General features: G+C 58.1%; 22 protein-coding genes. 3 read left to right on the forward strand and 19 right to left on the reverse strand.

Going from position 1 to position 22,288, the window contains the following annotated elements; genetic code table 11:
• Positions 1–61: 61 nt before the first annotated feature.
• The 5 genes from glnB to purL all read right to left on the reverse strand — a co-directional run bounded on the left by glnB (position 62) and on the right by purL (position 8,406).
• On the reverse strand, positions 62–400 hold the full coding sequence (gene glnB / locus A1WC_RS06700; RefSeq protein ID WP_002914032.1) for a nitrogen regulatory protein P-II: 339 nt from the start codon (positions 398–400) through the stop codon (positions 62–64).
• A gap of 65 nt (positions 401–465) precedes the next feature.
• Positions 466–1,803 (reverse strand): two-component system response regulator GlrR, encoded by a 1,338-nt coding sequence (glrR, locus tag A1WC_RS06695; RefSeq protein ID WP_016161644.1) that lies wholly within the window; start codon positions 1,801–1,803, stop codon positions 466–468.
• Positions 1,790–2,476, reverse strand: a complete 687-nt coding sequence (gene qseG, locus A1WC_RS06690) for a two-component system QseEF-associated lipoprotein QseG (RefSeq protein WP_012540858.1) — start codon at positions 2,474–2,476, stop codon at positions 1,790–1,792. The genes glrR and qseG overlap by 14 nt, the downstream gene beginning before the upstream one ends.
• 29 nt (positions 2,477–2,505) lie before the next feature.
• A complete protein-coding gene (locus A1WC_RS06685) occupies positions 2,506–3,927 on the reverse strand; it encodes a sensor histidine kinase (RefSeq protein ID WP_012967434.1) in 1,422 nt (473 codons plus the stop codon).
• Positions 3,928–4,518: 591 nt separating this feature from the next.
• A complete protein-coding gene (gene purL / locus A1WC_RS06680) occupies positions 4,519–8,406 on the reverse strand; it encodes a phosphoribosylformylglycinamidine synthase (RefSeq protein WP_016161645.1) in 3,888 nt (1,295 codons plus the stop codon).
• Between the two features lie 175 nt (positions 8,407–8,581).
• Here purL and mltF point away from each other — a divergent pair, with 175 nt between their 5' ends.
• Positions 8,582–10,198: a membrane-bound lytic murein transglycosylase MltF gene (gene mltF, locus A1WC_RS06675; RefSeq protein WP_008803775.1), complete on the forward strand. Its 1,617-nt coding sequence runs from the start codon at positions 8,582–8,584 to the stop codon at positions 10,196–10,198.
• Here the strand turns inward: mltF and tadA are convergent.
• Together tadA and yfhb are read right to left on the reverse strand one after the other, a co-directional pair.
• The gene (tadA, locus tag A1WC_RS06670; protein ID WP_012967431.1) at positions 10,195–10,704 is read right to left on the reverse strand and encodes a tRNA adenosine(34) deaminase TadA; all 510 of its coding nucleotides are present in this window, start codon (positions 10,702–10,704) and stop codon (positions 10,195–10,197) included. The genes mltF and tadA overlap by 4 nt on opposite strands.
• Positions 10,705–10,766: 62 nt before the next feature.
• Positions 10,767–11,402 (reverse strand): phosphatidylglycerophosphatase C, encoded by a 636-nt coding sequence (gene yfhb / locus A1WC_RS06665; protein ID WP_008803773.1) that lies wholly within the window; start codon positions 11,400–11,402, stop codon positions 10,767–10,769.
• Positions 11,403–11,614: 212 nt separating this feature from the next.
• On the opposite strand from yfhb, the gene A1WC_RS06660 reads away from it, so the two are divergent.
• Both A1WC_RS06660 and A1WC_RS06655 read left to right on the forward strand, forming a co-directional pair.
• Positions 11,615–12,463: a MurR/RpiR family transcriptional regulator gene (locus A1WC_RS06660; RefSeq protein ID WP_004144349.1), complete on the forward strand. Its 849-nt coding sequence runs from the start codon at positions 11,615–11,617 to the stop codon at positions 12,461–12,463.
• Between the two features lie 56 nt (positions 12,464–12,519).
• Positions 12,520–12,780 (forward strand): YfhL family 4Fe-4S dicluster ferredoxin, encoded by a 261-nt coding sequence (locus A1WC_RS06655; RefSeq protein ID WP_004144350.1) that lies wholly within the window; start codon positions 12,520–12,522, stop codon positions 12,778–12,780.
• Positions 12,781–12,792: 12 nt separating this feature from the next.
• On the opposite strand, the gene acpS is transcribed toward A1WC_RS06655, so the two are convergent.
• From acpS to rseD, 12 genes are all read right to left on the reverse strand, one after another.
• Entirely contained in the window at positions 12,793–13,173 is a 381-nt protein-coding gene (gene acpS, locus A1WC_RS06650; protein WP_008803771.1) for a holo-ACP synthase, read from the reverse strand.
• On the reverse strand, positions 13,173–13,904 hold the full coding sequence (pdxJ, locus tag A1WC_RS06645) for a pyridoxine 5'-phosphate synthase (protein WP_016161646.1): 732 nt from the start codon (positions 13,902–13,904) through the stop codon (positions 13,173–13,175). Before pdxJ ends, acpS begins: the two co-directional genes overlap by 1 nt.
• Before the next feature lie 11 nt (positions 13,905–13,915).
• Positions 13,916–14,653 carry a DNA repair protein RecO gene (gene recO, locus A1WC_RS06640; RefSeq protein ID WP_016161647.1) on the reverse strand — a complete coding sequence of 246 codons (738 nt, stop codon included), beginning with the start codon at positions 14,651–14,653 and terminating at the stop codon, positions 13,916–13,918.
• Between the two features lie 11 nt (positions 14,654–14,664).
• Positions 14,665–15,570 carry a GTPase Era gene (gene era / locus A1WC_RS06635; RefSeq protein ID WP_008803768.1) on the reverse strand — a complete coding sequence of 302 codons (906 nt, stop codon included), beginning with the start codon at positions 15,568–15,570 and terminating at the stop codon, positions 14,665–14,667.
• Positions 15,567–16,247, reverse strand: a complete 681-nt coding sequence (gene rnc / locus A1WC_RS06630; RefSeq protein WP_002914065.1) for a ribonuclease III — start codon at positions 16,245–16,247, stop codon at positions 15,567–15,569. The genes era and rnc overlap by 4 nt, the downstream gene beginning before the upstream one ends.
• 249 nt (positions 16,248–16,496) lie before the next feature.
• The gene (gene lepB / locus A1WC_RS06625; RefSeq protein WP_008803766.1) at positions 16,497–17,471 is read right to left on the reverse strand and encodes a signal peptidase I; all 975 of its coding nucleotides are present in this window, start codon (positions 17,469–17,471) and stop codon (positions 16,497–16,499) included.
• Positions 17,472–17,484: 13 nt separating this feature from the next.
• The gene (gene lepA, locus A1WC_RS06620) at positions 17,485–19,284 is read right to left on the reverse strand and encodes a translation elongation factor 4 (RefSeq protein WP_008803765.1); all 1,800 of its coding nucleotides are present in this window, start codon (positions 19,282–19,284) and stop codon (positions 17,485–17,487) included.
• A gap of 185 nt (positions 19,285–19,469) precedes the next feature.
• The gene (gene rseC, locus A1WC_RS06615; protein ID WP_008803764.1) at positions 19,470–19,949 is read right to left on the reverse strand and encodes a SoxR-reducing system protein RseC; all 480 of its coding nucleotides are present in this window, start codon (positions 19,947–19,949) and stop codon (positions 19,470–19,472) included.
• A complete protein-coding gene (gene rseB / locus A1WC_RS06610) occupies positions 19,946–20,902 on the reverse strand; it encodes a sigma-E factor regulatory protein RseB (RefSeq protein WP_012540854.1) in 957 nt (318 codons plus the stop codon). Before rseB ends, rseC begins: the two co-directional genes overlap by 4 nt.
• A complete protein-coding gene (gene rseA / locus A1WC_RS06605) occupies positions 20,902–21,552 on the reverse strand; it encodes an anti-sigma-E factor RseA (RefSeq protein ID WP_008803762.1) in 651 nt (216 codons plus the stop codon). The genes rseB and rseA overlap by 1 nt, the downstream gene beginning before the upstream one ends.
• Positions 21,553–21,584: 32 nt before the next feature.
• Positions 21,585–22,160, reverse strand: a complete 576-nt coding sequence (gene rpoE, locus A1WC_RS06600; RefSeq protein WP_002914074.1) for an RNA polymerase sigma factor RpoE — start codon at positions 22,158–22,160, stop codon at positions 21,585–21,587.
• Positions 22,157–22,252, reverse strand: a complete 96-nt coding sequence (rseD, locus tag A1WC_RS28570; RefSeq protein ID WP_121980491.1) for a rpoE leader peptide RseD — start codon at positions 22,250–22,252, stop codon at positions 22,157–22,159. Before rseD ends, rpoE begins: the two co-directional genes overlap by 4 nt.
• Between the last annotated feature and the right edge of the window lie 36 nt (positions 22,253–22,288).

Genomic DNA, 22,288 nt, shown 5'->3' on the forward strand with positions numbered 1-22,288 from the left:
GGGGATTTGTAGGCCGGGTAAGCGCAGCGTCACCCGGCAATACTGCAGCGAGCGGCGAGGATTAAATCGCCGCGTCGTCTTCTTCACCGGTACGGATACGAATGACCCGCGCGACGTCGAAGACAAAGATCTTGCCGTCGCCAATCTTGCCGGTCTGCGCCGTACGGATGATGGTATCCACACAGGTATCGACGATATCGTCGGTCACCACGATTTCAATTTTTACTTTTGGCAGAAAATCCACCATGTACTCCGCACCGCGGTACAGCTCGGTATGACCTTTCTGGCGGCCAAAGCCCTTCACTTCCGTCACCGTCATCCCGGTGATGCCGACTTCGGCCAGCGCTTCACGCACGTCATCCAGTTTGAAAGGTTTAATAATCGCATCAATCTTTTTCATGGTGTTCCTGTCTTAGTCGCGTAACCGGTTGCTTACCGTATCATAACTTGCGCTATGTTGCGGAGCTACTCTTTAAAGTCGTTGGCGTCGAGCTCATGGCGCGACAGCAGTTTATAGAATTCGGTGCGGTTGCGCCCTGCCATCCGCGCGGCGTGGGTGACATTGCCTTTAGTAATTTGCAGCAGCTTGCGCAGGTAGTTCAGCTCAAACTGATTGCGCGCCTCCACGAAGGTCGGCAGCGCGGTATTCTCTCCTTCCAGCGCCTGCTCCACCAGCGCGTCGCCAATCACCGGCGACGAGGTCAGGGCCACACACTGCTCAATCACGTTCACCAGCTGGCGCACGTTACCCGGCCACTTGGCGGCCATCAGCCGCTTCATCGCATCGCTGGAAAACGCCCGGACAAACGGCTTATGGCGATCGGCGGACTGGCGCAGCAAATGATTAGCCAGCAGCGGGATATCCTCAGCCCGTTCGGAAAGCGGTGGGATCTTCAGATTCACCACGTTGAGTCGGTAAAACAGATCTTCGCGGAACTCGCCGCGGGCCATCGCCTTCGGCAGGTCGCGATGGGTGGCGGAGATGATCCGCACGTTGATCTCGATATCGCGGTTGCTGCCCAGCGGACGCACCTTACGCTCCTGCAGGACGCGCAGCAGCTTCACCTGCAGCGCAACCGGCATATCACCGATCTCGTCGAGAAACAGCGTACCGCCCTCAGCGGCCTGGAATAATCCTTCACGGTTACTGACCGCGCCGGTAAAGGCGCCCCGCGCATGGCCAAACAGTTCGGATTCGAGCAGCTGTTCCGGCAGCGCGCCGCAGTTGATCGCCACGAACGGTTTATCATGACGCGGGCTGGCGTTATGGATCGCCTGGGCGACGATCTCCTTCCCGGTCCCACTCTGGCCGTTAATCAGCACGCTGACATCCGATTGCGCCACCATCCCGGCCTGCTCAAGCAGACGCAGCATCAGCGGGCTGCGGGTCACAATCGCCTGGCGCCAGGCTTCGTCGGTGGCCGGCGAGCGCTGCTCCAGCGCCTCATCAATGGCTTTATACAAGGCATCTTTATCGACCGGCTTGGTCAGGAAGCTGAACACCCCCTGCTGGGTCGCGGCCACGGCGTCGGGAATCGAACCATGGGCGGTGAGAATAATCACCGGCATGCCGGGCAGCCCTTTCTGGATCTCGCTGAACAGCTGCAGGCCATCCATTTCATCCATCCGCAGATCGCTAATCACCAGATCCACTTTCTCACGCCCCAGCACGCGCAGCGCTTCCGACCCGCTCTCGGCGGTGACCACGCTGTAGCCTTCGCTGACCAGGCGCATGCCCAGCAGCTTCAACAGTCCCGGATCGTCATCCACCAGCAGCAAACGCGCCGGTTTACGGATCGTCATGGATCACCTCCGGCACTTTTTCGCTGCCGAAATTGCCGCCCGGCTTGCGGCTGGAGAGCTGACGCTCAATATCCGTCAGGTTCTCCAGCTTGCGGGTGGTCAGCTCCAACTGCTCGCGCAGCGCCTGCTCCTGCTGTCGCAGCGTCTCCAGTTCGCTATCGCTGGACTGCTGAAGCTTCGCGTAACGGGCACGCTCTTCCACCAGCTGCAGCTGACGGGTCTGGCCATCGCGCCAAAGCTGATACAGCGGGCGGACCTGAACGGCGATTTGCGGGCTGAAGGTATCGAGACGCGCCACCAGGTCGCGACGCTCGTCGGGAGTAATTTTGGCATCAGCAAGCAGGATGCCGCGACGGAACGCGTCCTGCCAGCTATCGTCGGTATGGCGTTTCGCCTCCGCCCGCGCCTGCGCCGGTGCGAGGCGATCGGCACAGTCAATGCCCCGCAGCCAGTAGAGGGGATTTTTGTCGCTGGCATCGCTGCTGTGCGCCCAGATGTCCGCGCAGTCTACCGCGACAAAATCGGCCACCTGATGCTGCGCCTGCCCGGAGGCGGCGGTACCTTCCGCAGTATGCGGTGAAAAGCCGGCGGAACACCCCGCCAGCGTCAGACAAGCAATGCCTGAAAGCAGCCATCCGCGAAGGGAACGGCGCCAGGCCAGGAATTGGGACATAGTTCCCCGATATCGATTCATAAGTTGGATTATTCCGGCGCTGAGGGAAGCGTAATGCGAAAACAGACCTGCCCGGCGGGCGCGTCAACTAAGCTGAGCTCCCCTTGCATCTGCCGGACGCAGTCGCGGGCGATACTCAACCCCAGCCCACTGCCCTTAACGGCCCCTTTACGCTGGTGACTCCCCTGGTAAAAAGGCTCGAAAATCATATTCTTTTCCGCGGCCGGGATCGGTTCGCCGCTGTTGGCGACATCAATACGCACCTGCTCTCCGTGCCGGTAGCTGTGAATACGGATGTTACCGGATTCAGCGCCATAGTGCACCGCATTGGAGTAGAGATTATCCATTACGCTTATCAATAGCGCAGGCTCTGCCAGGCAACGCCGCGCCTGCAGCGTCAGTTCGGTATGCATCAGTTTAGCCCGCGCGGGCAGGCTGTGCGCCGCCACGACGTTTTCCACCAGGTCCACCAGGTCCACCGCTTCGCGAGCCACCGGGCTGTCGGCCTGTTTTCGGTTGTAGTCCAGCAACTGTTCAATCAGCTTTTGCAGGTTACGACTACTGCTGTCGAGGATCTCGACGATCTCCTGCTGCTCAGGGGTCAGTGGCCCGGCGACCCGGTCGGCCAACAGCTCGGTACCTTCACGCATACTGGCCAGCGGGGTTTTCAGCTCATGCGACAGATGACGAAGAAATTGATGCCGCTGCGACTCCAGCCACGCCAGGCGCTCGCTGAGCCAGATGATGCGCTTGCCCACCGAGCGCAGCTCGCGCGGGCCGGTAAACAATGCGGCGTCGTCCAGCGACTTCCCTGCCCCCAGCTGATTGATCATTCTTTCTATGCCTTTCACCGGACCGATAATCATACGGGTGAAGAGCAGCACCAGCGCCAGGCTCAGCAGAAACAGCACCAGCGCCTGCCAGCCGAAAAACTGGCCGCGTTCGGCAATCTCCTGCTGCAGCTGCTGGCCGCGGGAATAGACGACTGCCCGGGTCGCCTGCACCATATCGCTGTTATTGCTGGCGAAAACTTCCAGTCTGGCGGCCGCCTGGGCATCGGGGCCGCTATTTTTACACTGCAACTGCGCCAGATCGCTGACGTCCTGACGCAGCGCCTGCCAGAGTTTCTCGTCCGGTAGCACGCCGGCATGGGCATCCAGCATCTGGCTGTAGCGCTGTCGCTGATTCTGATACACCCGCGCCAGCGTCGGATCGTCCAGCACGCAGTACTGGCGATAGCTGCGCTCCATTTCCAGCGCGGCATTGATCATCGCCTCGCTGCGTCGGGCATCGACCAGCGTAGTGCGGTTAATATGCGCCGCCTGGGCGCTAAGGGCATTCAGGCTCTGCCAGGCCTGCCACGCCAGCACCAACAGCGGCAGCAGGATCAGCACAAAGGAGAGCGTCACCAGTTGACGCAGCGAACGGGGAAAAAGAGAGAGTCGCTTCAAGGATGTTGTCTCAATCATTAGCTCTGGTCGATGCTAACTGAGGAGCGCGCCGGAGAAAAGCGCTACCGCTGGTTACTGCGCCGCAGAAACAACAAAGCCAGGCGCAAGGCCTGGCTTTGTTCAGGAATGAGGCGGTGCCTTACTCGACGTTTCGCCCGATGTCTGATAAAGCCAGGCTGTTATCAGGAGTTGGACGGCAGGCACCTGTTTGTGCGTCATTCGAAGTTTATGTAGCGCGTCCCGAAGGGGCTGACATAAGAAGGTGAATGAGCCACTGGTTAATATTATGCATGAACTATGCCACCTTTCAAAACATTTTATTAACACGCTGATATATATGATATTAGCTCACGATCATTGCCATACCGGAACCGTACATTTTTTATTCATATTGTCGCTAATTGACGACACTAAACAGGCGCCGCACCACTGCTCAATAAAATCAATATGTTAAGTGTCTCCTATTGACGACACCATAACATAGGGGTTGTCGGCAATTCCCGACACCCTGGCGTGCCGGCCATCACAGATAAAAAAAGCCCCCTGCCTGAGCAGGGGGCTGATACATTCACATGAGGCGCTGCCGGAAGGTTAACCCAGCTGTTTACGCGCGTTACGGAAGATACGCATCCACGGGCTGTCCTCGCCCCAGTTCTCCGGGTGCCAGGAGTTGCTTACGGTGCGGAAGACGCGTTCCGGGTGCGGCATCATGATGGTCGCGCGCCCGCTTTCGCTGGTCACCGCGGTGATACCGTTCGGGGAACCGTTCGGGTTCGCCGGATAGGTTTCGGTCACTTTGCCAAAGTTATCCACGAAGCGCAGCGCCACCAGACCTTTGCTCTCCAGCTGGGCCAGATGCGCGCTGTCGCGCACTTCCACCTGACCTTCGCCGTGGGAGACCGCAATCGGCATCCGTGAGCCAACCATGCCTTCCAGCAGCAGGGATGGGCTTTGCGTCACTTCCACCAGGCTAAAGCGCGCTTCGAAGCGGTCAGACTGGTTACGCACAAAGCGCGGCCACAGGTCGCTGCCCGGGATCAGCTCGCGCAGGTTGGACATCATCTGACAGCCGTTGCACACGCCGAGCGCCAGCGTCTGCGGACGATGGAAGAACGTCGCGAACTCATCGCGCACGCGCTCGTTGAACAGAATCGACTTCGCCCAGCCTTCACCCGCGCCCAGCACGTCACCATAGGAGAAGCCGCCGCAGGCCACCAGGGCATGGAAATCCCCCAGACCGGTGCGGCCCGCCAGCAGGTCGCTCATATGCACGTCGATGGCGTCAAAGCCGGCGCGATGGAAGGCTGCCGCCATTTCAACGTGGGAGTTCACCCCCTGCTCGCGCAGGACGGCCACTTTCGGACGCGCGCCGGTGGCAATGTACGGCGCCGCAATGTCGTCATTAATCTCAAACGAAAGCTTCACATTGAGGCCCGGATCGGCGTCATTGGCTTTCGCCTCGTGCTCCTGATCGGCGCAGGCCGGGTTGTCGCGCAGACGCTGCATCTGCCAAGTGGTTTCCGCCCACCACATGCGCAGCGTAGTGCGGCTCTCGCTAAACACCGTCTGACCGTTGGCGGTCAGCACGAAGCGATCGCCCTCGACCGCTTTACCAAGGTAATGCACGCAGTCTGCCAGGCCGTTAACCGCCAGAATGGCTTCCACCGCCTCACGGTCTGCAGCGCGCACCTGGATCACCGCCCCCAGCTCTTCGTTGAACAGCGCGGCCAGACGATCATCGCCCAGCGCGGCGATATCTGCTTCCAGGCCACAGTGGCCGGTAAAGGCCATTTCCGCCAGAGTCACCAGCAGGCCGCCGTCGGAGCGGTCGTGGTAGGCCAGCAGTTTACGCTGCGCCACCAGGGCCTGCATCGCGTCCCAGAAGCCTTTCAGCTGGGCAACATCGCGCACGTCAGCCGGCTTGTCGCCGAGCTGGCGATAGACCTGCGCCAGGGCCGTCGCGCCCAGCGCGTTGTGCCCTTTACCGAGGTCGATCAGCAGCAGCGCGTTATCTTCTGTAGAAAGCTGCGGCGTGACGGTATGACGAACATCTTCGACACGGGCGAAAGCGGAGATCACCAGCGACAGCGGGGAGGTCATCTCGCGCTGCTCGCTGCCTTCCTGCCAGCGGGTTTTCATCGACATCGAGTCTTTACCGACCGGAATGGTCAGGCCCAGCGCCGGACACAGCTCTTCGCCTACCGCTTTTACCGCCTCATACAGGCCAGCGTCTTCGCCCGGGTGACCTGCGGCGGCCATCCAGTTAGCTGACAGTTTCACGCGATTCAGCTCGCCAATCTGCGTGGCGGCGATGTTGGTCAGCGCTTCGCCGACGGCCAGACGGCCAGAGGCCGCGAAGTCCAGCAGGGCAACCGGGGCGCGCTCGCCCATCGCCATCGCTTCGCCGTAGTAGCTGTCGAGGCTGGCGGTGGTCACCGCGCAGTTGGCCACCGGGATCTGCCACGGGCCGACCATCTGGTCGCGGGCGACCATACCGGTCACGGTGCGGTCGCCGATGGTCACGAGGAAGGTTTTCTCGGCCACCGTCGGCAGGTGCAGAACACGATTTACCGCATCGGCAAGGGTAATCGGTTGACGATCCAGCGCGCTGCCCTGGGCTTTCAGGGTCTGCACATCGCGGGTCATTTTCGGTGTTTTGCCGAGCAGAACGTCCAGCGGCAGGTCGATCGGCTGATCGTTAAAGTGGCTGTCGCTCAGGCTCAGGTGCTGCTCCGCGGTAGCTTCGCCGATAACGGCATAAGGCGCGCGTTCGCGGCGACACAGTTCGTCGAACAGCGGCAGTTGCTCCGGGGCGACCGCCAAAACATAACGCTCCTGCGATTCGTTACACCAGATCTCCAGCGGGCTCATCCCTGGCTCATCGCTGAGAATATCGCGCAGCTGGAATTTACCGCCGCGGCCGCCGTCGCTCACCAGCTCCGGCATGGCGTTGGAGAGACCGCCCGCGCCAACGTCGTGGATAAAGAGGATCGGGTTGGCGTCGCCCAGCTGCCAGCAGCGGTCGATCACTTCCTGACAGCGGCGTTCCATTTCCGGGTTGTCACGCTGTACGGAGGCGAAATCGAGGTCGGCATCGGACTGGCCGGAGGCCATAGAAGAGGCCGCGCCGCCGCCGAGACCGATGTTCATCGCCGGGCCGCCCAGCACGATCAGCTTCGCCCCGACGGTAATCTCGCCCTTCTGCACATGCTCGCCGCGGATGTTGCCGATACCGCCGGCCAGCATGATCGGTTTGTGGTAGCCGCGCAGCTCTTCGCCATTGTGGCTGGTGACTTTCTCTTCATAGGTGCGGAAGTAGCCGTTCAGCGCCGGACGACCAAACTCGTTGTTAAACGCCGCGCCGCCCAGCGGGCCTTCGGTCATGATGTCCAGGGCGGTGACAATGCGGTCCGGTTTACCGAAATCTTCTTCCCACGGCTGCTCGAAGCCCGGAATACGCAGGTTGGAAACCGAGAAGCCCACCAGGCCCGCTTTCGGCTTCGCGCCGCGGCCGGTGGCGCCTTCATCACGGATTTCGCCGCCGGAGCCGGTTGCCGCGCCCGGCCATGGAGAGATGGCCGTCGGGTGGTTATGGGTTTCCACCTTCATCAGTATGTGCGCCGGCTCCTGATGGAAGTCGTAGCGCCCGGTCTGGTGGTCGGCAAAATAGCGCCCCACTTCAGACCCTTCCATCACCGCGGCATTATCTTTATAGGCCGACAGGACGTAGTCCGGCGTTTTTTCGAAGGTGTTTTTGATCATTTTGAACAGCGACTTCGGCTGCTGTTCGCCGTCGATGATCCAGTCGGCGTTGAAAATCTTGTGGCGACAATGCTCAGAGTTCGCCTGAGCGAACATATACAGCTCAATATCGTTCGGGTTGCGGCCCAGACGGGTAAACGCATCCTGCAGGTAGTCAATTTCGTCATCTGCCAGCGCCAGCCCCAGACGGAGGTTGGCGTCAATCAGCGCCTGACGGCCTTCGCCCAGCAGGTCAACGCTGGTGACCGGCGTCGGCTGATGATGGGCAAACAGCGTCTCGCCCGCTTCCAGGGCGTCGAAGACGCTCTCCATCATGCGGTCGTGCAGTTCCGCCGCCACGGCGGTCCACTGCGCTTCGGTCAGGGTTGAGGCTTCAACGTAATACGCCACGCCGCGCTCCAGGCGCACGACCTGAGTCAGACCGCAGTTGTGAGCGATATCGGTAGCTTTAGAAGACCAGGGAGAGATGGTGCCAGGGCGAGGGGTCACGAGCAGTAATTTACCGGTCGGGGTATGGCTGCTTAAGCTCGGGCCATACTGAAGCAGTCGCGCCAGGCGCTCGCGATCGTCAGCGCTCAGCGAGGCGTTCAGATCGGCAAAATGAATATACTCGGCATATATGGCGCTTACCGGAAGGTTGGCCGCCTGAAATCGTGCCAGCAGTTTATTGATACGGAATGCCGACAGTGCAGGTGAACCACGCAAAATTTCCATCATAAGTCTCTCGTCTTCGAAGCTTTCAGGGTGAGCCAGGGGGGGAAACGGGCGTCATTATAGTGAATCCTGCGCCCCGACGAAACCGTTTGCGTAGAAATAAAATCATTGATGCTGTTTATCAATAAATGTGACGACCATCGCGAATAAGTTGCCAACTGGCGCATTCTTAAGCAGAATGCCGCACATTCGACGACAACCTTGCGTTTTTTCCGGACATCGCCTGCTGAGGAACCTGAAGCTGCAGAAGATTAACGCTCTGAAAAAATTAAAGATTAATTATCTGCTGATCGGCATTGTCACCCTTTTGCTGGCGGCGGCCCTGTGGCCGTCAATCCCCTGGTCCAGTAAACCCGAGAACCGGGTGGCGGGTATTATCGCTCGCGGCGAGCTGCGCATCAGCACCATCAACTCGCCGATGACCTTCGCCACCATGAACGATAAAACGTTCGGTCTGGATTATGAACTGGCGAAGCAGTTTGCTGACTATCTGGGCGTGACGCTTAAGATAACCGTCCGGCAGAATATCAGCCAGCTGTTTGACGACCTCGACGACGGTCAGGCCGATATGCTGGCTGCCGGTCTGGTTTATAACCAGGAGCGGGTGAAAAACTACCAGGCTGGCCCCACCTACTATTCTGTTTCCCAACAGCTGGTCTATCGTGTCGGTAATATCCGGCCGCGCACTCTCGCGTCGCTAACCGCCGAGCAACTCACTATCGCTCCGGGCCACGTGGCGATCAACGACCTGCAGGCCTTAAAAGCGGAGAAATATCCGGATCTTACCTGGCGCGTGGACGAGAAGCGCGGTACCACGGCGCTGATGCAGGCGGTGATTGACGGCAAACTCGATTACACCGTCGCCGATTCGGTGGCCGTCAGCCTGTTTCAGCGCGTCCATCCGGAGCTGGCGGTGGCCCTGGATATCACCGACGAACAGCCGGTCACCTGGTTTAGCGCCCGGGGCGAAGATAATTCGCTGTCGGCCGCAATGCTTGATTTCTTCAATAACATTAATGAAGACGGGACGCTGGCGCGCCTGGAGGAGAAATACCTCGGCCACGGCAACGACTTCGATTATGTCGACACCCGCACCTTCCTCCGTGCAGTGGAAAATATTCTCCCGGACGTGCAGCCGCTATTTGAAAAGTACGCCCGCGAGATTGACTGGCGCCTGCTGGCCGCGATCGCCTGGCAGGAATCCCACTGGGATCCGCAGGCCACTTCCCCCACCGGCGTGCGCGGCATGATGATGCTGACGCGCAACACCGCGCAAAGTCTGGGACTGACTGACCGGACCGATGCGGCGCAGAGTATCGACGGCGGCATGCGCTATCTGCAGGATATGATGGATAAAGTGCCGGATTCGATTCCGAAAGACGAACGCATCTGGTTTGCGCTGGCTGCTTACAATATGGGCTATGCCCATATGCTGGACGCCATGGCGCTCACCCGCAAACAAAAAGGCAATCCCAACAGCTGGGCAGACGTTAAGCTGCGTTTACCCCTGTTGAGCCAGAAGCCCTATTACAGCAAACTTAAATACGGCTACGCGCGCGGCCATGAGGCCTACGCCTATGTGGAAAACATCCGCAAATATCAGATAAGCCTTGTCGGCTATTTGTCAGAGAAGGAGCGCCAGCAACAGCAAACGCTGGCCCTGGCGGAGGATTACCCGGCCGTGCTCCCGAATGAACTCGAACAGCCGCAGGAGACCACCCTGCCCTTTTTCAAGTTTCGCGCCGATAAGCAGATGGATAATGCCCGGTTAAAACTCCCCGGCCACCTGTATTAACCTTCTCCGGTCTGCTCCCGGGCTTTCTTCAGCGCTTTTTTCTCTTCCCGCCGCCAGCGAAAGAAGTCGCTCAGCATGGTAGAGCAGGACTCCGCCAGCACGCCTTCGCTTATTTCAACCCGATGATTCATTCCCGGATGGTGCAGGACATCTATTAGCGAGCCAGCGGCGCCGGTCTTGGCATCCCTGGCGCCAAAGACCAGGCGGGCGATACGGCTGTGCACCATGGCGCCAGCACACATGACGCAAGGCTCCAGGGTCACGTACAGCGTGGCGTCGATCAGGCGATAGTTTTGCTGCACCAGCCCGCCCTGGCGTAAAGCCATAATTTCCGCGTGAGCGGTGGGGTCGTGACGGCCGATCGGCCGGTTCCAGCCCTCGCCGATGACCTGGTTGTTATACACCAGCACCGCGCCCACCGGCACCTCGCCCTCTTCCCAGGCGCGCTTTGCCAGCGTCAGGGCATGACGCATCCAGTATTCATCATTGAGTTCGAGGTCAGACACAGCGGCCACTCCAGCAGAAAAAGCGGGGCGCATTATACATGGGCGCTATCAATTACACACTATTACTCCAGCTGCTGGAGCTCTCCCTGAGGCGTTACCCGCCAGCGATGCTGGCAAAAGCCGAGCAACGGGTTGTCCTGCTCGCTGTCGCTATAGCCGCTGTACAGCCGCAGCGGCGCGCCGATCTTTTTCTCCAGCTGCACCACTTTTTCATGCCCCAGGCAGCGCAGGGTCAATACCCAGCCGCCCCAGCGGCGCGCGGTGCGGCTGGCTATCAGATTCACCCGCGGCAGCCAGAGAGTATCGCGATAGACCTGCTCCACCAGCGACTGCGGCGAGCCGGTGATCAACCAGACGTCGGCATCGGTACTGGTCAGGTAGGCCGTGAGCCGCGCATGAACCACCGGAAACGCCGTCACATGATGGCGAAACCAGCCGACAAACTCCGCTTCCAGCCGCTTCAGTACCGCCTCGCGACGGCCAAAGGTTGACGCCCACAGCAGGAGGCTCATTGGCCAGCGCGCCGCCCGCCCACACACCGCCAGCCCGGCAAGGATCGCCGGCCCCATCGCCACCACCAGCAGCAGGTTTAGCGGCAGATTACGCAGCAGGTAGCGCAGGAAACTGCCGAACATATCCTGCTGATGCAAGGTTCCGTCCAGATCGAAAAACACCACTTTCCGTTCATTGTGCTGCAAACTGCCTCCTTATGTCAGGACTCGCTTCTCGTTAGGTTAAGCTTAACAGCCTTACGCCGCGAAGAGGGAAAACATCCCCTGCCGTTAAGGAACAATTAAATTAGCAGGCGAAGGAAAAATTGTGGCTCAAGAATTTTTAATTCGTGGTATACCCCTTATAATCGAATAAAAATTCTGTCAGTCACGAGCCGGACGGCTCCAGCGGAGCTCCAATGAACTGTTTAACGCGTATTCGTCAGCGCTATCCCACCCTGGCGGCGAGCGACAAAAAGTTGGCCGATTATATTCTGAGCCAGCCCGATGAGACCCGGCACCTCAGCTCGCAGCAGCTGGCGGCGGAAGCCGGCGTGAGTCAGTCCAGCGTGGTTAAATTTGCCCAGAAACTGGGGTTCAAAGGCTTTCCGGCGCTGAAGCTGGCGCTGAGTGAAGCGCTGGCCAGCAGCCCGGATCCGCACTCGGTTCCGGTACATAACCACATTCGCGGTGACGACCCGCTGCGTCTGGTCGGCGAGAAACTCATTAAAGACAATGTCGCCGCCATGCATGCCTCGCTGGACGTCAATACTGAAGAGACGCTGCGGGAAGCCGTCACGCTGCTGCGCAACGCCCGGCGGGTGATCGTCACCGGCATCGGCGCGTCCGGTCTGGTGGCGCGTAACTTTAGCTGGAAGCTGATGAAGATCGGCATCAACGCGGTTTCTGAGCAGGATATGCACGCCCTGCTGGCGACAGTGCAGGCCATGTCCAGCGACGATCTGCTGCTGGCGATCTCTTACTCCGGTGAGCGCCGGGAGATCAATATGGCGGCAGGTGAAGCGCTGCGCGTGGGCTGCAAGATCCTGGCGATCACCGGCTTTAGCCCTAACGCCCTGCAGCAGCAGGCAACCCACTGCCTGTATACCATTGCCGAAGAGCAGGCGACGCGCAGCGCGGCCATCTCCTCCACCAGCGCGCAAATGATGCTCACCGACCTGCTGTTTATGGGGCTGGTGCAGCAGGATCTGGAGCGGGCGCCGGAGCGCATTCGCCATAGCGAAGCGCTGGTGAAAAAGCTGGTCTGAGCAGAAAATGGGCGTATAATGCCCGCCCTGTTTGTGTTGTTTCTGAGACTTTCCTGATGGCGCTGTTAATTACCAAAAAATGCATCAACTGCGATATGTGCGAACCGGAGTGCCCGAATGAGGCCATTTCGATGGGTGATAGCATTTATGAAATTAACAGCGACCGCTGCACCGAGTGCGTGGGTCATTACGACACGCCAACCTGCCAGAAAGTGTGCCCGATCCCGAATACGATCCTGAAAGATCCGGCACACGTCGAGAGTGAAGAACAGCTTTGGGATAAATTCGTGCTGATGCACCACGCGGATAAAATTTAACCGCCATCCTGGCTAGCTTTCGACAATCACCGTGGCGCAGGCGTAGTGGCGTTCATCGGCGAGGGTGACATGAATAGCCCTTACCCCCATTCGTTCCGCCAAAAGCTTTGCTTCGCCCCATAGCCGCAGCTTCGGCTTGCCCAGCTCGTCGTTGTATACCTCGAACTGATTAAACGCCAGTCCGTTACGGATCCCGGTTCCCAGCGCTTTCGCCGCCGCTTCCTTGACCGCAAAGCGTTTCGCCAGGAAACGCACCGGCTGCTGATGCTGCTCCCAGATGCTCCATTCATGGTCGCTCAGCACCCGGCGGGCAAGGCGATCGCCGCTGCGGGCGATCACCGCTTCGATGCGGGCGATCTCGACGATGTCGGTACCCAGCCCGAGAATGGCCATTAGCCGCGCGCTTCCAGCATCAGACGCTTCATTTCCGCGACAGCCTCTTTCAGGCCACTCATCACTGCGCGACCGATAATCGCATGGCCGATATTCAGCTCATGCATTTCCGGCAGCGCGGCAATCGCTTTCACGTTGTGATAGGTCAGACCGTGGCCGGCATTCACCTTCAGGCCAAGGCTGGCGGCATAGGTGGCCGCTTTGGCAATACGTTCCAGCTCCTTCGCCTGCTCAGCATCGGTTTTGGCATCGGCATAGCAGCCGGTGTGAATTTCGATATAGGGCGCGCCAACGTCTGCCGCCGCTTTGATCTGCTCGTTATCCGCATCGATAAACAGAGAGACCAGGATACCGGCATCCGCCAGACGTTGGCAGGCATCGCGCATCTTGTCGCGCTGCCCGGCCACGTCCAGTCCGCCTTCGGTAGTGACTTCCTGACGTTTCTCCGGCACCAGGCAGCAGAAGTGTGGTTTGGTTTCGCAGGCGATCGTCAGCATCTCTTCGGTGACCGCCATTTCAAGATTCATCCGGGTGTGCAGCGTCTCGCGCAGGATACGCACATCGCGATCGGTAATATGGCGACGGTCTTCGCGCAGATGCACGGTGATGCCGTCAGCGCCGGCCTGCTCGGCAATGAACGCTGCCTGAACCGGATCCGGATAGGCGGTGCCGCGCGCGTTACGCAAGGTCGCGATATGGTCAATATTGACCCCTAACAGTAATTCAGCCATGACAATCCTCGTTAATCATTATTCGTATTATCCGCCCGCGCCTTTCGCGAGGGCATAAACTGGCGAAACAATTCCCGACTCTTAAGCGGTTTGCCGCCAAGATAGGGCTTCAGGGCGATACGGGTAAAGCGCTTCGCGGCGCGCAGCGTATCAACATCTGGAAATTCGCGACTCGCCAACGCTTTCAAATGGTGCCCGGTAAACGTGTTGTTATCAATCACCAGGCTGGCAATAAAGCCCTTTTCTTCGCGATAGCGATAGGTCATGGTGTCATCCACCGGCTCACCGCTGCCCGCGCAGTGAAGAAAATCCACGCCATAGCCCAGGTGCCCGAGCAGCGCCAGCTCAAAACGCCGCAACGCGGGCTCCGGCGAGCCGCTGGTTCCGGCAAGCGCCTGAATGCAGTGCAGATAGTCAAAAAAGAGTTCGGAGAAGCGTGTTTCGTGCTCCAGCACGCGGGAGATAAGCTCGTTCACATAGAGACCGCTGTAGAGCGTGATACCACTGAGCGGCAGCGCCAGCGAGACGGCTTCCGCGCTGCGCAGGGTTTTGACTTCGCCGCGGCCGCCGAAGCGAACCAGTAAGGGGGTAAAGGGCTGTAAAGCGCCTTTGAGATTAGAGCGTTTGGAGCGTGCGCCTTTGGCCACCAGGCGCACACGACCCGATTCTTCCGTGAAGACGTCCAGCATCAGGCTGGTTTCGCTCCACGGTCGGCTATGCAGGACAAAGGCGCGCTGCCATCCATCCACGTTGCGTTAACTCAGAGGTCGTCAACGTAACCGAGACTGCGCAGGGCGCGCTCGTCATCGGCCCAGCCGGATTTCACTTTGACCCACAGCTCGAGGTGTACCGGCGCTTCAAACATGTCCTGCATGTCCTTACGCGCTTCGATACCGATGGTTTTAATTTTGGCGCCTTTATTGCCAATCACCATCTTCTTCTGCCCTTCGCGCTCGACGAGGATCAGGCCGTTGATATCGTAGCCGCCGCGCTCATTGGTTACGAAACGTTCGATTTCCACAGTGACGGAGTACGGCAGCTCAGCACCGAGAAAACGCATCAGTTTTTCACGGATGATCTCGGAGGCCATAAAGCGCTGGGAACGATCGGTAATATAATCTTCCGGGAAGTGATGGATCGCTTCCGGCAGATGCTTACGCACGATCGCCGCGATAGTATCGACGTTGGTGCCGGTTTCCGCAGAGATCGGCACAATGTCGAGGAAGTTCATCTGGCTGGCGAGGAACTGCAGGTGCGGCAATAGCTCCGCTTTGTCCTGCACGTTATCCACCTTATTGACCGCGAGGATCACTGGCGCTTTCGCGTCACGCAGCTTGTTGAGCACCATCTCGTCGTCTTGCGTCCAGCGAGTGCCTTCCACCACGAAAATGACCAGTTCAACATCGCCAATTGAGCTGCTGGCCGCTTTGTTCATTAAGCGGTTAATAGCACGCTTCTCTTCCATATGCAGGCCCGGGGTATCGACGTAAATCGCCTGATACGGCCCTTCGGTATGGATACCGACGATGCGGTGACGCGTCGTTTGCGCTTTTCGGGAAGTGATCGAAATCTTCTGCCCAAGCAGCTTATTCAACAGCGTGGATTTGCCAACGTTTGGACGACCAACGATGGCGACAAATCCGCAATAACTTTTTTCTTCGCTCATTCCAGCTCCAGTTTTTTCAGCGCCTGTTCGGCGGCAGCCTGCTCCGCCTTGCGACGGCTGGAACCTGTGCCAACCACCGGTTCACTCAGGCCACTGACCTGGCAGTGGATAGTAAATTCCTGATCGTGCGCTTCGCCACGCACCTGGACCACCAGGTAGGACGGCAGCGGCAGATGACGTCCCTGCAGATACTCCTGCAGACGCGTCTTCGGATCCTTTTGCTTATCGCCCGGACTGATTTCGTCCAGACGGGTCTGGTACCAGGAGAGGATTAAGCGTTCAACGTTCTGAATATCGCTGTCGAGGAAAACCCCGCCAATTAACGCTTCAACGGTGTCCGCGAGAATGGATTCGCGACGGAAACCGCCGCTTTTCAGTTCGCCCGGCCCGAGGCGCAGACACTCGCCCAGTTCAAACTCGCGAGCGATCTCCGCCAGCGTGTTGCCACGCACCAGCGTCGCGCGCATGCGGCTCATATCGCCTTCGTCTACGCGAGGAAAACGATGATAGAGCGCATTCGCGATCACAAAACTTAAAATGGAGTCACCTAAAAACTCCAGGCGCTCATTATGTTTGCTGCTGGCACTGCGGTGAGTTAATGCCTGTTGCAACAGCTCCTGATGATGAAAAGTGTAGCCCAGCTTTCGTTGAAGCCGATTAATTACGATGGGGTTCATGCGTTACCAATAAATGAATGCGTCAAAGATGCAGCACACGAAACCGACCTGAGCATACGCTTCATACAGCAAGTTGAAACAGTCCAATACGCTTTCGTGTGCAGTGTCACCCGGCAGAGCGACAACCAAAAACTTCGGGGGGATATTCTATACGCAACGACACGTGATGTCGTTAGTTTGAATGGATTTAAATATTAAATAATTCACGTCGCTGCGGTTATCGCAGCGACGTGAATTCAACAGGGGAAATTAATGAATTCCACCAATGCGCGATAACCGCACGCCGGTCGGCCATTCACCTTCCTGTTTTTCAAAACTCATCCAGATAGCGGTCGCTTTTCCGACCAGGTTCGCTTCCGGCACAAAGCCCCAGTAGCGGCTGTCGGCGCTGTTATCCCGGTTGTCACCCATCATAAAATACTGACCGGGCGGTACAATCCAGGTGGCCAGCGGCAGGCCGGACTGATGGTAGTACATCCCAACCTGATCCTGGGCAATCGGCACCATCAGAATACGGTGCGTGACGTCGCCCAGCGTCTCCTGACGCTCGGTCAGACGAATGCCGTCAGCTTTGGTTTCGCCCTTCGGCAACTGCCAGAAACCGCTGGACGCTTCGCCGCCGTTGCTGCGGGAGAAGGTCTGAACGAAATCGCTCGGCTCAACATTGGAATAGGTCACCGGCAGCGCGTTGCCGCAGGCCTGTCCGGAGCTGCAGCCCGGCTGAATAGTGACCTGCTTGGCAACCGGATCGTAGGTGACTTTATCGCCCGGTAATCCCACCGCGCGCTTAATGTAGTCGAGACGCGGATCTTCCGGATATTTAAACACCACGATGTCGCCGCGCTTTGGATGACCCGTTTCGATCAGCGTTTTCTGGTAGATCGGATCTTTAATGCCGTAAGCGAATTTCTCCACCAGGATGAAATCGCCAATCAGCAGGGTCGGCATCATCGAACCTGACGGGATCTGGAAAGGTTCATAGATAAACGAACGCACAATCAGCACAATCGCCAGCACCGGGAAGACCGAGGCGCCAGTTTCCAGCCAGCCCGGTTTCGGGCCCACTTTCTTCAGCGTTTTCTTGTCCAGTTGCTCGCCGGTCGCTGCCTGAGCAGCGGCCTGACGCTCACGACGTTTTGGTGCGAAGATGAACTTATCCAGACACCACAACAGCCCTGTCACAAGGGTCGCAATGACCAAAATCAGGGCAAACATGTTCGCCATGCCAACTCCTTAATTATTTGCCGTCTTTACCAACGTGCAGAATGGCGAGGAACGCTTCCTGCGGCAGTTCAACGTTACCGACCTGCTTCATACGCTTCTTACCTTCTTTCTGCTTCTGCAGCAGCTTTTTCTTACGGCTGACGTCGCCGCCGTAGCATTTCGCCAGGACGTTTTTACGCAGCTGTTTCACAGTAGAGCGCGCGATGATGTGGTTGCCGATAGCCGCCTGAATGGCGATATCGAACTGCTGACGCGGGATCAGCTCTTTCATCTTCTCGACCAGTTCGCGACCACGATAAGGGGCGTTGTCGTTGTGGGTGATCAGCGCCAGCGCATCGACACGCTCGCCGTTGATCAGCACGTCAACGCGCACCATGTTCGAGGCCTGGAAGCGTTTGAAGTTATAATCCAGCGACGCATAGCCACGGGAGGTAGACTTCAGACGGTCGAAGAAGTCGAGAACCACTTCCGCCATCGGGATTTCGTAGGTCAGCGCCACCTGTTTACCGTGGTAAACCATGTTGGTCTGCACACCACGCTTCTCGATACACAGGGTGATCACGTTGCCGAGGAACTCCTGCGGCAATAGCATGTGACACTCGGCGATAGGCTCACGCAGCTCCTGAATATTATTCAGCGGCGGCAGCTTGGACGGGCTATCGACGTAGATAACTTCTTTGGAGGTCGTTTCCACTTCATAGACTACCGTCGGCGCCGTGGTAATCAGGTCAAGATCGTACTCACGCTCCAGACGCTCCTGAATGATTTCCATGTGCAACAGGCCGAGGAAGCCGCAGCGGAAGCCGAAGCCCAGCGCCGTTGAGCTTTCCGGCTCATAGAACAAAGAAGCATCGTTCAGACTCAGTTTACCCAGCGCATCACGGAAGTTTTCATAGTCATCAGAGCTCACCGGGAACAGACCGGCATAGACCTGCGGCTTCACTTTTTTGAAGCCCGGCAGCGCTTTATCCGCTGGATTACGCGCCGCGGTCAGGGTATCGCCCACCGGCGCGCCGAGGATGTCTTTGATCGCGCAGACCAGCCAGCCTACCTCGCCGCATTTCAGCTCGGTACGGTCGACCTGTTTCGGGGTGAAGATGCCCAGACGGTCGGCGTTATAGACCTGGCCGGTGCTCATCACTTTAATTTTATCGCCCTTGCGCATGGTGCCGTTTTTAATACGCACCAGGGACACGACGCCTAAGTAGTTATCGAACCAGGAGTCGATGATCAGCGCCTGCAGCGGCGCGTCCGGATCGCCTTCCGGCGGCGGAATATCGCGCACCAGACGTTCCAGCACGTCCGGCACGCCAACGCCGGTTTTCGCCGAGCAGCGAACCGCGTCGTGAGCATCGATACCGACGATATCTTCAATCTCGTCCGCTACGCGCTCCGGATCGGCCGCAGGCAGGTCGATCTTGTTGAGCACCGGAACGACTTCGAGGTCCATTTCCATGGCGGTATAGCAGTTCGCCAGGGTCTGGGCTTCTACGCCCTGTCCGGCGTCAACCACCAGCAGCGCGCCTTCGCACGCCGCCAGGGAGCGCGATACTTCATAGGAGAAGTCAACGTGGCCCGGGGTGTCGATAAAGTTGAGCTGATAAGTTTCACCATCGCTGGCTTTATAGTCCAGGGTGACGCTCTGCGCCTTGATGGTAATCCCGCGCTCACGTTCAAGGTCCATGGAGTCCAGAACCTGGGCCGCCATTTCGCGATCAGAAAGGCCACCGCAAATCTGGATGATACGGTCAGACAGCGTCGACTTACCGTGGTCGATGTGAGCGATGATCGAAAAGTTACGTATATTCTTCATATTTAGAGTTAATTATGCCTTACGAGTATCATGAGGCCGCTGTACTGTGCCTGACGTTTTTTAATCCGAAAACGCCGCATTCTACACTACATCCGTGAAACCAGGAAATGCTGTTAGATCCAGCATAACGGCAGAAATTGTGGCGTTGTTACAGGAAGAGTAAATAAAGATGAGGGGCAGTGAAATCACTGCCCCATTTCAGAGGAGGGCGTATCAACACGCAGCAGATCCGGCGGCAAACCGACGCTTAAAATCACCGGCTGCCATGACTGGCGAGCAGCCAGCTGCGGCGACAGACCGCGCGCCACCAGGAAGCCGCCGACGCCGCCCAGCAGCGCGCCGCAAAGTGACGCGATATCGCTGGCAAACAGCACCTGGAAAATGGACGCCATCACAAACAGCCCCACCAGCGGCGCCATATAGACGAGCAGCGCTGAGCCCAGCAGGCTACTTTCAGCGATCCCCAGCTCCACTTTTTGCCCCGCGGCCAATGGCTGCTCGCAGGGCACGCTAATGGTATGGCTGGTCTGCGGCCCCAGCTTGTTTAACACCCGGCTACCGCAGCCGGCACGGGAAGCGCAGCTGCTGCAGGAGGCTTTAACGTCGCAGTGCACCTGCGCCACGCCGTTATGCCAGGAAACCACGGTGGCCCACTCTTTAATCATTGTACTGCCTTGAATTTAATACTGTCAGAGATACGCTTCGCCGTCTGCGGCGGCAGTTCGCCCACCACGGTGATCTCCGCATTATCGCGTACCGTCGTGCTGACGGTACGTCGGCCGGTGCGCAACAGCTGGTCGCTGCTGGCCGCCGTGGCGCGGTTGATATTGATCGAGAAGCTGAACAAGCCGTCGGAATAGAGACGTGATTCGACTGGACCGTCAAAAGTGGGCAGACGGCGCTGACTGCTGGAAACTTCAGCCATCCCCTGGGGAAGCCATGTTGGCGCCCAGTTGAAGTTGGCTTTGTCGCCCCCTTCAGGGACGGACAGCTGCGGCGGTAGATTCGCTTTTGCCAGCGTCTCCATGCTGGCGCTGACGTTATCGCCAACGTTGAAGGAGACAACCCGGAACTGCTCCAGCGTTTCACCGTCGCGGTCGAGCAAATCGACGCGCAGAGGCAGTTTGGTCTCGGCGTCCAGCCAGGCGATAAAGCTATAGCGCGTACCGTCGCGAGCTACGACGCGGATCACGTCGCAGAGGCGATCAGCGATACGAGTACGGCCAACGGAGATAAAATCATACGCAGCGGAGAGGCGTTTGAAATCGCTATAAACCAACGATGGCAGCGAATCGACGATGTAGTCGCCGTTGAGGGTGAAAGGATCGAGACCGGGTTCAAAATAGCTGATTTCCGTGCCGCGCAGGACCACTTCCCGGCGCGGGCCGTCCAGCTGCAGCAGTTGCGCCAGCGGTTGATTGTTCAGTCGCGCATGACGATAGCGCAGCGACTCAACGCCTTGTTTATTGATGCTGACGAAAGACAGCTCATAATTGAGGGACTGGCTGGCCAGGTTCATCTGCTGCAACAACGCCCCGGACGATGTATCAGCCGAGGCGTTGACAGAGAACAACAGGCTGCCTGCCATGAGCGACATGGCACACCAAAGTTGCTTCATTACTGCGATTGCGTTCCTAAAGTTTGATAACCCGGCACCTGGACTGCTGCCTGCTGAGTCTGGGCCTGGCCAAACTGCAGCTGCTCAGCGTGCAGGCGGCGCTGCAGTTCATAGTCCTGCAACATGGCGTTAATCCGGCGGCGCTGTTCCTGGACTTGCGCCTGCTGGCCGCTACCCGCTGATGCGTCAGCCGGCACGCCAAGGCTTACCGGGCTCGCTTTACCCATCATCGGCAGGGTATTGAACACTGGCGCCTCTGGCTGCTGAGTCGCATCAGATTGCCCATTATAGTGCTGGACGCCGACGATAACCGCAAGCGATACGCAGGCGGCAACGCCCATTTGGGTGAGTGAGCTGGCCCATGGACGCACTTTGTTCCAGAACGGCATCTGCCGCCACTGGTGGGGTGCGGGCTGAGATTCAGGAATAAGCGGCGCCGTCTGACGAACGGGCTCATTTTCAATGGCGGCCATCACCCGGGCGGAGATATCGAATTGCAGCACCTCTGCGGTATCGCCACGCAGCGTATCGCGAATGAGGTGATAGCTCTCCCAGGTTTTTTGCATCTCAGAGGAACGGCTCAGCTCGTTGAGCAGTTCTTTATCCAGCGTTTCACCATCCATTAAAGCCGAAAGTTGTTCTTTCTGCATGCCTGATACCCTTTTCCAGTATTCCGCTATCGTCAACGCCTGATAAGCGGTTGAACTTTATTATCAATAGCTTCTCGCGCCCGGAAGATACGCGAACGCACCGTCCCAACCGGACAATCCATGATAGCGGCTATCTCTTCATAGCTCAGGCCATCCAGCTCCCGTAACGTAATTGCCATGCGTAAATCTTCCGGGAGCGATTCAATGGTACGAAAAACTATTTGTCTCAGTTCTTCTGACAACATTAAGTTCTCAGGGTTCGAAATTTCTTTCAACGCCCCGCCGCTTTCGAAGTTTTCCGCCTCGTTGGCGTCAACATCGCTGGACGGCGGACGGCGTCCCTGAGCAACCAGATAATTCTTCGCCGTGTTGACGGCGATACGGTATAACCAGGTGTAAAAAGCGCTATCTCCCCGGAAAGAGTCCAGCGCACGCCATGCCTTAACGAACGATTCCTGAACAACGTCAGCGATATCGCCCGGCGGTACATAGCGGGAAACCAGACTCGCGACCTTATGCTGATAGCGCACCACCAGCAAATTAAACGCTTTCTGATCTCCTTTCTGGACCCGTTCAACAAGGACCTGATCCGTTAACTGCTCGCTCATCCGAGGTAATGTCTCCCCAAACCCAATTCCCATGCGTCTTCAAAACACCACCCAAAATCTGCATTATGAGCAAGCTGACTGTTGGAGTGCATGAAAACAATAAAGTTCCGTTACGCTTTTGTTTTTTG

The sequence above is a fragment of the Klebsiella sp. KTE92 genome (assembly GCF_000398905.1).
GTDB classification, from domain to species: Bacteria; Pseudomonadota; Gammaproteobacteria; order Enterobacterales; family Enterobacteriaceae; genus Klebsiella; species Klebsiella variicola.